Origin of the sequence: Pedobacter sp. KBS0701 (assembly GCF_005938645.2) — a bacterium.
GTDB lineage: Bacteria > Bacteroidota > Bacteroidia > Sphingobacteriales > Sphingobacteriaceae > Pedobacter.
This window is the reverse complement of the sequence record NZ_CP042171.1, coordinates 4697453-4709515: the sequence shown is the minus strand read 5'-3', so window position 1 is coordinate 4709515 and position 12063 is coordinate 4697453. Positions and strand designations below refer to the sequence as shown.

Below are 12063 nucleotides of genomic sequence, written 5' to 3'. Positions count from 1 at the left end.
CCTGTCGAAGCACCCTTTAAGCTTTAAAAAATGAAACTTTTCACTTCCGTACACGATGTTCCAAGCATCAAACAATTTGTAAATGATGCGCTTGCGTTAAAGGCAGATCCTTATGCACATCAGGATTTAGGTAAAAACAAAACCTTGGGTCTGGTTTTTATGAATCCAAGTTTACGTACCCGGTTAAGTACGCAGAAAGCTGCCTTAAATTTAGGTATGAACGTAATGGTGATGAACATGGATAAAGAAGGCTGGGCTTTAGAAACACAGGATGGCGTGGTGATGAATGGTTCAACCGTTGAGCATATCCGTGAAGCGGCAGCCGTAATGGGACAATATTGCGATATCCTGGGTTTACGCTCCTTTCCAAAATTGAACAATCGCGAAGAGGATTATAGCGAAGATTTCTTCAATAAATTTGTGAAATACTGTGCTGTACCTGTAGTAAGTTTGGAGAGTGCAACGCGTCACCCTTTGCAAAGCTTCGCCGATATTATTACCATCCACGAAACCTGGACGAAAAAAACCGATGGCCGCAAACCAAAAGTAGTTTTGGCCTGGGCGCCCCATGTTAAGGCTTTGCCACAAGCCGTACCAAATTCTTTTGCGGAGTGGATGTGTAAAGCGCAGGCAGAAGGAATGATCGATTTTACCATTGCCCAACCTGAGGGTTACGAACTTTCGGAGGATTTTACACCAAATGCAGATATTCAATATAATTTAGAGGAGGCTTTGGCCGGAGCGGATTACGTGTATGTGAAAAACTGGAGCAGTTATACAGAGTACGGTAAAGTATTAACTTACCCGGATGGTTGGATGATGAATAACCAAAAGTTGAAATTTACCAACGATGCCAAAGTAATGCACTGTTTGCCGGTTCGTCGTGATCTTGAATTATCATCTGAAATTTTAGATGGACCAAACTCATTGGTTATCCACGAGGCTGGCAATCGTTTGTGGGCTGCACAAGCAGTGATTAAAGCGATGTTGGAAGAGTTGTAACTATTACTAGCTAAATGAATAAGCCAATAAAAAGTATAACATCAGATTTTGAGCAGGTCATTTTGCTTATTACTGAAGCCCGGAATAGGGTCTACAGTAAAGCAAATGCAGAACTCGTAATGTTATATTTTAGTGTTGGACAAATTGTTTCCGAAAAAGTTGCCAATGGCAAATGGGGCGATGGAACTGTTAATGATTTAGCAGACTATATTGCAGAGAAACAACCTCTGTTAAAGGGATTTAACCGTCGTGGACTTTATAGAATGAAACAATTTTATGAAGTTTATAGTGAGAAGGAAATCGTGACAACACTGCTGACACAATTTCAAGATGCTGATAATGAGTTTGATAAATTTGTGACAACAGTGTTGACACAAATACCGTGGTCTTCTCATTTACACATTTTAAACAAAACCAAAACTATAGAGGAAAAGCTATTTTATATCCATACTTCTATTAAAGAGAAACTATCGGTAAGAGAACTCGAGCGCCAGTTAAATTCAGCCACTTTTGAACGGACTATGCTTAGTGATAAATTTGGACACGCAATAGCTAAACAATTGCCTCGTGGAATTTTTAAAGACCCTTACATTTTTGAGTTTTTGGCTTTACCCGAGATCCATTCTGAAGATGACCTGCAGAACGCATTAATTAAAAACCTACAAAATTTTATATTAGAGATGGGAAAGGGTTTTACGTATATGGGGAGTAAATACAGACTGCAGGTAGGAAATAAAGATTACTATACAGATTTATTATTTTATCACCGCGATTTGCAGTGTATGGTTTTATTTGAATTGAAGATAGAAGAATTTCAACCGGAATTTTTGGGAAAATTGAATTTCTATCTCGAAGCCTTGGATAGGGATGTTAAACGGCCGCATGAAAATCCAAGTATTGGTGTCTTATTGTGCAAAGGTAAAGATGTTGAAGTTGTGGAATACGCGCTAGCTAGAAATTTGTCACCTGCTTTAATTGCAGATTATGAAACTAAACTCATTGATAAAAAGTTACTCGTAGAAAAACTACATCAGCTTTCAGAAATTTTCTATAAAAATGAAGAATAAACAACTCACAATCATAAAAATCGGTGGAAACGTAATCGATAATTCAGAAAACCTGCATCAGTTTTTGCTGGATTTTACGGCATTGCCAGGAGATAAAATTTTGGTTCATGGTGGTGGTAAAATTGCAACTGAACTGGGTGAATCATTGGGAATTGAAGCCAAAATGGTTGAGGGAAGAAGAATCACCGATATTGAAACCCTGCGGATTGTAACCATGGTTTACGCAGGTTTGATCAATAAAAATATGGTTGCGCAACTACAGGCTAAAGGTAGCAATGCCATTGGCTTAAGTGGAGCCGACGGTAATGTGATCAAAGCAAAAAAACGGCCGGTTAGTACCAAAACTTATGGTGCAGATGCAGGACCTATGGCCGGTGCAGTAATTGATTATGGTTTTGTGGGCGATTTGGATGAAAATTCTGTTTCTTCAACAACTTTAGATAACTTGCTGAAGGCCGGATTGGTTCCTGTTTTATGTGCTATAACACATGATGGTGATACGCAACTCTTAAATACCAACGCTGACACTATTGCTTCATCTGTTGCGATAGCAATGTCAAACTTATATGAAACCCGTTTGGTATATTGCTTTGAGAAAAAGGGTGTGTTAAAGGATGTTAATGATGATGCTACTGTGGTAAGAGAAATCAAGGCTGATGAGTTTGAAGGTTTGAAAGCTGACGGAACGGTACAAGGCGGAATGATCCCTAAACTGCACAATGCTTTTGAAGCGATTAAAAAAGGAGTTTCGGCTGTATATATCGGTAAAGCAGACGAGCTGGCCGAGCTTGCTGATGGTACTTTTGGAACCAAAATGCTGAAATGAGGTAGACGGCAGGGAGGTTGAGGGTGTAAGGTTTTTGGCGAGGGGCATAAACTCATCGCTAAAAGATTTTAACCACCAGGACACAAAAGCACTAAGTTGATTTATAATTCTTTGAGGTTTCGCTTTCTGGTGGTAGTAGCTATATAGGCATTTCGAGGGGAAAAGAAACCGACTAACTACTGCTTTTGCAAACTAAACCTGATAGAAACGGAAATACTTTTTGTGTTAAACACGAAAAAGATTGCCACATCGTTCCTCCTTGCAATGACGATGAATAGATGAAATGGCAGAAGTTAAAAAGATTGAAGTGGATAACAGGACTGAGGCATCAATAGAATCACTGAAATTGCTTTTCAAAAACTGTAGGAAAAAAAATATAAATCTGTAATCAAAATAATCTGTGATCAACCCGCAGGAAAATTAGTAATCATGTCAAAAAAAATAGCCATTATTGGAAGCGGAAATATCGGTTTATCTTTAGCAAAAGGTTTAGTGAAAGCTGATTTTGCTCAAGCTGCCGACATTACGTTAACCCGCAGAAATATTGATCATTTAAAATCGTATGCCGAATCAGGTTTTAGGGTAAGTAATAACAATAAACAAGCCGTTGTAGAGGCTGATGTTGTGATTTTAGCCGTTCTGCCACAACAATTAAATACGGTTTTGGATGAAATTCAGACTTCGATTGTTCCGGTTAAACACCTGGTTATTTCGGTTATTTCGGGCGTGAGTTGCGCTGCAGTTAGAGAAAAACTGGGAGAAGATGTTGAAGTGATCCGTGTGATGCCAAATACGGCAATTGCCATCGGGCAATCCATGACCTGTATGGCCAGCGATAATGCCTCAGCAGAAAATATCGCAAGTGTGACCAAAATGTTCGAAACAGTTGGTTCAGTGGTGAAAATTAACGAAGATTTAATGACTTCGGCAACAGCGCTTTGTGCCTGTGGTATTGCGTTCTTTTTAAGGGCCATCCGGGCTGCATCGCAGGGTGGGGTAGAAATTGGTTTCCATGCTGATGAAGCGCTAAAAATGGCTGTTCAAACGGCAAAAGGTGCGGCAGATTTGCTTTTATTACATGGAACACACCCGGAATCAGAAATAGATAAAGTAACTTCGCCGAAAGGTTGTACTATTGCCGGTTTGAACGAAATGGAGCATAACGGTTTTAGTTCTTCATTGATAAAAGGGATTAAACTTTCGGCTTTAAAAGCAGGAAACTTGTACACCAAAGAAAGCTAAAAGCCAAAAGCAAAATAAAAGGTAAAAGTTTAAATTCGGGTTTATTCCTGATGCTTTCTACCAATTACTTGATACTATGTTACTAGAAAATATACAAAAAGAAAGTCTCGACTTATTGCGGCAGTTGATCCGTATCCAGTCTTTTAGCAAAGAAGAAGATAGAACAGCGAATTTAATCGCCCAGTTTTTGGAGGAGAGAGGGGTTAAGACTCAACGCAAAATGAATAACGTTTGGGCCTACAACAAACATTTTGATGCCAATAAGCCAACTTTGTTGTTAAACTCGCACCATGATACGGTTAAGCCTAATTCAGGTTATACCCGCGATCCTTATGATGCTGCAATTGAAGGGGACAAATTGTTTGGCTTGGGCAGTAATGATGCCGGCGGTTGTCTGGTTTCGTTAATCGGTACGTTTTTATATTATTACGAACAGGAAAATTTAAAATATAATATCTGTTTGGCAGCCACTGCTGAAGAAGAAATTTCGGGTAATAATGGTTTGGAACTGGTGTTGCCTGATTTAGGTGAGCTTGAGTTTGGTATCGTTGGTGAACCAACAGAAATGAATTTGGCTATTGCCGAACGGGGTTTGCTGGTATTGGATTGCGTTTCGCATGGTAAAGCCGGGCATGCTGCCCGTGAAGAAGGAGAAAATGCAATTTACAAAGCATTAAAAGATATTGAATGGTTCAGAAATTATCACTTTCCTAAAGTGTCTGAGGTTTTTGGTCCTTTGAAAATGACGGTAACGATTATTAATGCAGGTTCGCAGCATAATGTTGTTCCTGCAAACTGTACTTTCACAGTTGATGTACGTGTAACCGATGCTTATACCAATGAAGAAGTGTTAGAAATCATCAGGGCAAATGTAGATTGTGATGTTACCCCGCGTTCCATCCGTTTAAAACCATCATCGATTGATAAAAACCATCCGGTTGTTCAAGCCGGAGTAGCACTTGGAAAAACTACTTACGGTTCGCCAACTACATCCGATCAGGCTTTACTGGATATCCCTTCAGTAAAATGTGGACCAGGTTTTTCTGGCCGCTCGCACATGGCTGATGAATTTTTATATGTTCGCGAGGTTGCAGAAGGCGTTGAAGGATATGTAAATATGCTAAAACCGGTTATTGAAGGTTGAAGGTTTTAAGGTTGAGGCGTAAGGTTCAGATGTGAAACTTAAATGCCCCTTTATCTTTTAAAAGATTCGAAAACCTTTGTACTTGGTGTCTTTGTGGTAAAAATAGCCTTGTATCTCAGTTAAAAACTCCGTAAATGCTGTGGTAAAATTATAAAATAGCTTTGTGTGCTTTGCGAAAAAACTTAGTGCCCTTTGCGGTTGAATGAAAATTCTTATAATATTGTTTATCTTTACATGATGAAAACTTATTCTAATTTCATAGAAATTGATTCGAATAAACGCTTTGGTAGGCCGTGCATTAAGGGAACCAGGATTGCTGTTTATGATGTTTTAAGTTGGTTATCAAACGGAATGACCATTCAGAATATTTTAGATGATTTTCCAGAAATTAAAGAAGAGGAAGTATTGGCCTGTCTTGCCTACTCTGCAGATAGGGAACATAATATAAGAGTTGCCTAGTGAAACTATTGTTCGATCAAAACATCTCTCACAGGATCACAAAACTTTTAGAAGCCGATTTTCCAGCTTGCGACCAAATACAGCGGTTAAAGTTGGAAAACAAATCATACAAGGAAATCTTGACTTTTGCTGGTCAAAGTGGTTATGTAATTGTAACTTTCGACGCAGATTTCTATGAGTTTTTAAATCTGTATGGTCATCCACCTAAAATTATTTGGCTTCGTTCCGGAAACAATACAACGAGTGGGATTGCAGAGACTTTAATAGAAAAAAGAGAATTAATAAGTGATTTTATAAAGCAGGATGAATTTTCTTGTTTGGAATTACAATAAATGCTTGGCGCACTTTGCGAAAAACTTAGCGCCCTTCGCGGTTAAATAGATTATAATGAAGATTTGGCAAAAAAATATAGATGTTAATCAGTTTGTAGAAAGCTTTACGGTAGGAAAAGACCGCGAAATGGATCTGCAAATGGCAAAATTTGATGTTTTGGGCTCTTTGGCACATACCCAAATGCTCGAAACCATTAATTTGCTAACTGCTGAGGAATTGAAAACCGTTCAACAAGAGCTGAAAAATATTTACGCTGAAATTGAAGCCGGAAATTTTACCATTGAAGACAGTGTAGAAGATGTACACTCGCAGGTAGAATGGCTGCTTACCCAACGCATTGGCGAAGCGGGCAAAAAAATTCACAGTGGCCGTTCGCGTAATGATCAGGTTTTGGTTGATTTAAAATTGTTCTTCAGGGCTTGTATTGAAGATATGGTTAATCAAACTTCAACTTTGTTTAACCAATTGATCGAACTGAGCAATACACATAAAGGCAAATTGGTACCGGGTTATACACATTTGCAGATTGCCATGCCATCATCTTTCGGTTTGTGGTTTGGTGCTTATGCCGAAAGCCTTGCCGATGATATGGAGCTGATGCTTGCCGCCTGGAAAATCACCAATAAAAACCCATTGGGTTCAGCAGCAGGTTATGGCTCATCATTTCCTTTAAACAGAACTTTAACAACCGAATTATTGGGCTTTGAAAGTTTAAACTACAATGTGGTTTATGCACAGATGGGCCGCGGAAAAACCGAAAGGATTTTAGCGCAAGCCATGAGTGCTGTAGCCGCAACGCTAGCTAAAATGGCGATGGATGTTTGTTTATTCATCAATCAGAATTTCGGATTCATCAGTTTCCCGGCAGAACTGACTACAGGTTCGAGCATTATGCCGCATAAGAAAAATCCGGATGTTTTCGAACTGATCCGTTCGCGTTGTAATAAAATTCAGGCTTTGCCAAATGAAATAGCGATGATGATTACCAATTTACCATCAGGTTATCACCGCGATTTACAACTGTTAAAAGAAAATTTGTTTCCGGCGATTACTTCATTAAACGAATGTTTGGAAATCGCCACTTTTATGTTCCAGAACATCACCATTAAGGATGATATTTTGAAAGATAAAAAATATGATTACCTGTTTAGCGTTGAAGTAGTGAACGACCTGGCGCTGCAGGGGGTTCCATTTAGAGAAGCCTATAAAATTGTTGGTGAACAGATAGAAAATGGTACTTTTGCTCCATCTGGCCAGATACATCATACACACGAAGGAAGCATTGGCAACCTTTGTAACGAGCAGATTACTGCAGCAATGCACGACGTTTTATCGCAATTTGGTTTCGAAAAAGTGAACAAAGCAATTGAAGATTTGGTTAAATAAATTTTGCTAATTTTGTAATTATGACAACTTTAACAATAGAAATTAAGGATAAAGACGAAGGTTTCGTAAAAGAGTTCCTCAGCAAAATTGGTGCTAAAGTTAAATCGGAACCAACAAGTCAGATTACTTCTGAAATTGCTCAGGCTTTAAAAGAAATTAAGGATATGCAGCAAGGAAAACGGAAGCATTTAGGTTTAAAGGATATTTGATGGCTAACGAGGTTATCTATTCCGCCGTTTTTATCAAAAAAGCCAAAATTTACAAAAAGAAACATTTTTCTTTAGTAGACGATCTCTACGAACTAGAAGAAAAACTTTTGGAAAATCCTGAACAGGGAAATGATCTGGGCGCAGGGCTGTACAAAATCAGGCTAGCCATAAAAAGTAAGGGTAAAGGCAAAAGTGGTGGATTTAGAATAATAACTTATCTAGTTTCAAATATGCCAGATGGCGTCATTATCAATATGCTTACCCTATATGATAAATCAGAAGAAAGTACAAGAACTTCAGAAAATAATTAAAGCATTATAAATCTCCTAATAGCAGTTTTAATATATATTTATGAAACCATCATGATTTTCCATCAGGAATAATTAATAAGTCATGATAGCTTCATCACCCTACAAATAAAATATAAACAGATGAAAGTTTCAGTATTGGCCAGTTCATTAATTGGTTCAGAAATTATAAAAATTGGAAACGAGGTTAATGAAATGAAACGCAAAGGCGCTTCAATCGCTAATTTAACCATAGGTGATTTTGATGCAAATATTTATCCGATTCCAACCGAATTAAAGGCTGGAATCGTTGATGCTTACCATGCCAACCAAACCAATTATCCACCAGCTGACGGAGTTTTGCCATTACGCGAAACGGTTTCAGAATTATTGAAGGATAGGTTCGGGTTAGAATATAATACCAACAGTATTTTGGTTTCTGGAGGTTCTCGTCCATTGATTTATGCTACTTACCTGGCTTTGATCGATCCGGGCGATACCGTGGTTTTCCCTGCACCATCCTGGAACAATAATCACTATTCTCACTTAACTTCGGCTAAAACCATTGCTGTAGAAACAGATGCTGCGCATAATTTTATGCCAACAGCTGCGCAATTGAAACCGCATTTAAAAGGAGCAACTTTATTGGCTTTATGTTCGCCATTAAATCCAACCGGAACCATGTTTGATGCAGATTCGCTGGCTGAAATCTGTGATGCGGTTTTAGAAGAAAATGCTTCGCGTGGCGCAGATGAAAAACCATTGTACATGATGTATGATCAGATTTATTCGCTTTTAACTTTTGGTAAGGAGCATGTAAATCCAGTTTCTTTAAGGCCGGAAATGAGACCATTTACCATTTTTGTAGATGGCAGTTCGAAATGTCTGGCTGCAACAGGCGTGCGTGTAGGATGGGGTTTTGGTCCTGAAGATATTATCAACAGGATGAAAGCATTGGTTGGCCACATGGGTGCCTGGGCACCAAAAGCTGAGCAGGTTGCCATGTCTAACTATTTTAACGACAAGTCACAGGTTGATACTTTTTTAACCAGCTTTAAAGCAAAGATCCAGGATAGCTTAAATGCACTTTATAATGGTTTTAACGAACTAAAAGCAGAGGGTTTTAATGTCGATGCGGTGGAGCCGATGGGTGCCATTTATTTGACCATCAAAATCGATTATATTGGAAAAACAACTGAAGATGGTCAAGTTTTAAAAGACAGTGCAGATGTAAATTTCTATCTGATTAAAGAAGCTGGTGCAGCTTTAGTTCCATTCTCTGCATTTGGAAATGAAGACAGTATGCCTTGGTTCAGGGCATCAGTAGGGGCTTGTACTTTACAAGATATTAAAGACATGTTGCCAAGGATTAAAAAAGCATTAAGCAAGTTAAAATAGATAAAATTGGACACCCATTCAAACAATTACGGGAGATGGGTGTTCAAATAAAAATCTCATTTTACGCTTTATGGAACCCAAATACACGCCTCAAGGATACGCTTCGCCATCAGCTATTCTTACTTCACTTGCCATCGGTATTTTGGCATCTTTTATTCTGCCTCTTTTTTATATTATTCTTGGCAGGCTGATCCCCAATATTTGGTTCATCGCTATTATCGCTTTGCTTTTGGGAATTGGATTAGGTTTTAGCATTGATATTGGTGTCAGAATCGGAAAACTCAGGAATAAAAAGATCGTTACCATCATTGCAATCTTCTGTGGACTATTCGCCTTTTATATTCAATGGGTATTCTTCGATACTTTAGCCTACAGTAATAAGGGTTTTACTTTTAATCTGGATAGTGCAGATTTAAAGGTTCTGGCTTCTGATTTCTTTTTCCTTTTTACCCATCCTAATATTTTGATTCAGGAAATTATTAATCTGAATAAAATAGGTACATTTCGCATCGAAAGTACAGGTACCATTAGTGGCGTATTGTTATGGGTTATTTGGGCTGGAGAGTTTGTCGTTATTCTTGGGGGCGCCATTTTTGCAGTTCTGAATGGCCAGGCAAGCATGCCATACTCAGAAATAAATGACCAGTGGATGAAAAGACGTAAAATCCATAATCGTATTCCTGTAGTTGTAAATAAAGAAGAGATTTTAAATGAGCTTGGTAAAAGAGATTTTACGGTCTTGAATGATCATCCTTCTTTGCATAGCGAAACGAATTATGCCGAAGTAATTATTTTCGAATCAACAGGAGATCCGACAAAGTATATCAACATAATTAATGTGACCAACCTAACCGGTAAACCAAAAGATAAAAAAGTGAAAAGTGTAATTAAATATTATCCGCTTCAGAATGCGAATATTTAAACGAGGCTATCTCGTCAAAACCATAATTCTCAAACAGAATTAAATTTTCAGGCTTTTTTATAAAAATGACTTAAGTGATTTTAAAAAGAATACTATTAAAACATTGGAGTTAATTGGCAATTCATCTATAAAAGGCTGAATTTGATCCTAATATCCGACTAGGATTAATTAAAAAGCTTTCTTCTGTATTTTATGAGGTTAAAACCGATAGGATTGAAGTTCTTTTCTTTTGGCACAATAGGCAAGAACCAATATTTTCTAATTTTTTTATTCGAAATAAACATAAAAAACCTCGCAGGTTTTAAAACCAACGAGGTTAATTTAGAATTTTGACTAAGGACTAAGGACTAAGGACTAAGGACTAATCCTCCCTGCTTCCATCATCAGCCATTCTCACCATTTTAGGCTCAAATTTAGCCACTATATCAACCAGTTCAGTTTGTGCTGCCATTACCTTGTTAATGTCTTTATAAGCCATTGGCGCCTCATCTAAGCCGGCTCCAATTAAAGTAACATTGTGATCCTTTAAAATAGCTTTCATATCCGATTTCGTAATCGATTGAATCGCTTTTGTTCGGCTCATTTGTCTACCTGCGCCATGTGATGCTGAATTAATTGCATTCATTTCGCCTTTTCCCCTAACCAGAAATCCCGGGGCCGTCATACTACCGGGGATAATCCCCATTACGCCTTTGCCAGCCGGTGTTGCTCCTTTTCGGTGAACAATCACTTCTTGGCCATTAAACATTTCTTTCCAGGCAAAATTATGATGGTTTTCTACTTTGGCCAAAACTTTGGCACCAATGGCTTTAGTCAACCTTTTATGGATCACCTCATGACAAGCAGAAGCATAATCACCAGCTAAGTTCATGGCAATCCAGTATTCTTGCCCTTCAGAAGAGTTTAAATCAAGGTAAGCAAGATTTACAGCCTCTTTAGGCAATTTACAGATGTCTTTAGCAAGTTTGGTATAATGACCTGCAATGGTAGCGCCAAAACCTCTTGAACCAGAGTGGGTTAATAAAGCCACATAACGTCCTTTATCAATATTTAAAATTTCATCACGTTTGGCAAAATCAATAATCCCCCATTCCACAAAGTGGTTACCCCCACCAGAGGTTCCCAATTGAGCCCAGGCTTTTCCATGCAGATTTTTCAGGAAAGGAGTGCTGTTGAAAGCCTCATTCTCTAAAACCTCATGATCTGCTTTTTCACTGCCTTTAAAATTTTGACCTGCACCAAATTTCGTAAAAGCAATCAATTCGCGTTTGTACATCGCATCTTTCCCGAAATAATGTTTTTCGGGGATATCGAAAATACTCAAAGCCATTCTGCAACCGATATCTACACCTACGCCATACGGGATAATTGCATTTCTGGTCGCCAAAACACCGCCAATCGGCAAACCATAACCCTGGTGGGCATCGGGCATTAGTGCGCCAGCCACCGAAACCGGTAATTTCATGGCGATATCCATTTGATTTCTGGCGCCTTCTTCAATGTAATCAGGGCCAAATACCGCGTAGGGTTTCACATTGTTTACTAGTTTGATAGTTTCATCTTTTGGTGCATTAGCTTCTTCAATCAGTGCTGTGGCCAAAGTGTTTAATACTTCGTCATCCAAAAAACTTTCCGGATAATCTTTTACTTTTTTAAATAAGGCCAATAATTCTTTTTCTTCAATATCCGCAAAATTTTCTTTCACGATAGCTAAAGCCAGGCCTACTATTTTTCCTTCGGTATAACCTATTTCGATCAGGTTATTACCTGTTATGTTGTTGTTCATTG

General features: G+C 38.4%; 13 protein-coding genes. 12 read left to right on the top strand and 1 reads right to left on the bottom strand.

What is annotated here, in order from left to right; genetic code table 11:
• Positions 1–30 precede the first annotated feature (30 nt).
• The 12 genes from FFJ24_RS18980 (at position 31) to FFJ24_RS18925 (ending at position 10275) form a co-directional block, all read left to right on the top strand.
• Complete coding sequence (locus FFJ24_RS18980) at positions 31–1002, top strand: acetylornithine carbamoyltransferase (protein WP_138818752.1); 972 nt, start codon at positions 31–33, stop codon at positions 1000–1002.
• A 14-nt stretch (positions 1003–1016) separates the two neighbouring features.
• Complete coding sequence (locus FFJ24_RS18975; protein WP_168202506.1) at positions 1017–2069, top strand: YhcG family protein; 1053 nt, start codon at positions 1017–1019, stop codon at positions 2067–2069.
• Positions 2059–2895 (top strand): acetylglutamate kinase, encoded by an 837-nt coding sequence (gene argB / locus FFJ24_RS18970; RefSeq protein ID WP_138818751.1) that lies wholly within the window; start codon positions 2059–2061, stop codon positions 2893–2895. Before FFJ24_RS18975 ends, argB begins: the two co-directional genes overlap by 11 nt.
• Before the next feature lie 429 nt (positions 2896–3324).
• Positions 3325–4137, top strand: coding sequence for a pyrroline-5-carboxylate reductase (gene proC, locus FFJ24_RS18965; RefSeq protein WP_138818750.1), 813 nt, complete (start codon positions 3325–3327; stop codon positions 4135–4137).
• Positions 4138–4213: 76 nt separating this feature from the next.
• Positions 4214–5281 (top strand): M20 family metallo-hydrolase, encoded by a 1068-nt coding sequence (locus FFJ24_RS18960; protein WP_138818749.1) that lies wholly within the window; start codon positions 4214–4216, stop codon positions 5279–5281.
• Between the two features lie 234 nt (positions 5282–5515).
• Positions 5516–5740 (top strand): DUF433 domain-containing protein, encoded by a 225-nt coding sequence (locus FFJ24_RS18955; RefSeq protein ID WP_210419394.1) that lies wholly within the window; start codon positions 5516–5518, stop codon positions 5738–5740.
• On the top strand, positions 5740–6072 hold the full coding sequence (locus tag FFJ24_RS18950; protein WP_138818748.1) for a DUF5615 family PIN-like protein: 333 nt from the start codon (positions 5740–5742) through the stop codon (positions 6070–6072). Before FFJ24_RS18955 ends, FFJ24_RS18950 begins: the two co-directional genes overlap by 1 nt.
• 55 nt (positions 6073–6127) lie before the next feature.
• Positions 6128–7459 carry an argininosuccinate lyase gene (argH, locus tag FFJ24_RS18945; RefSeq protein ID WP_138818747.1) on the top strand — a complete coding sequence of 444 codons (1332 nt, stop codon included), beginning with the start codon at positions 6128–6130 and terminating at the stop codon, positions 7457–7459.
• 20 nt (positions 7460–7479) lie between these two features.
• Positions 7480–7668 carry a hypothetical protein gene (locus tag FFJ24_RS18940; RefSeq protein WP_138818746.1) on the top strand — a complete coding sequence of 63 codons (189 nt, stop codon included), beginning with the start codon at positions 7480–7482 and terminating at the stop codon, positions 7666–7668.
• A complete protein-coding gene (locus FFJ24_RS18935) occupies positions 7668–7979 on the top strand; it encodes a hypothetical protein (protein WP_138818745.1) in 312 nt (103 codons plus the stop codon). The genes FFJ24_RS18940 and FFJ24_RS18935 overlap by 1 nt, the downstream gene beginning before the upstream one ends.
• Positions 7980–8099: 120 nt before the next feature.
• Entirely contained in the window at positions 8100–9353 is a 1254-nt protein-coding gene (locus tag FFJ24_RS18930) for a pyridoxal phosphate-dependent aminotransferase (RefSeq protein WP_138818744.1), read from the top strand.
• A gap of 70 nt (positions 9354–9423) precedes the next feature.
• On the top strand, positions 9424–10275 hold the full coding sequence (locus FFJ24_RS18925; RefSeq protein ID WP_138818743.1) for a hypothetical protein: 852 nt from the start codon (positions 9424–9426) through the stop codon (positions 10273–10275).
• A gap of 361 nt (positions 10276–10636) precedes the next feature.
• Here the strand turns inward: FFJ24_RS18925 and FFJ24_RS18920 are convergent, their stop codons facing one another.
• Positions 10637–12061 (bottom strand): RtcB family protein, encoded by a 1425-nt coding sequence (locus tag FFJ24_RS18920; RefSeq protein ID WP_138818742.1) that lies wholly within the window; start codon positions 12059–12061, stop codon positions 10637–10639.
• Between the last annotated feature and the right edge of the window lie 2 nt (positions 12062–12063).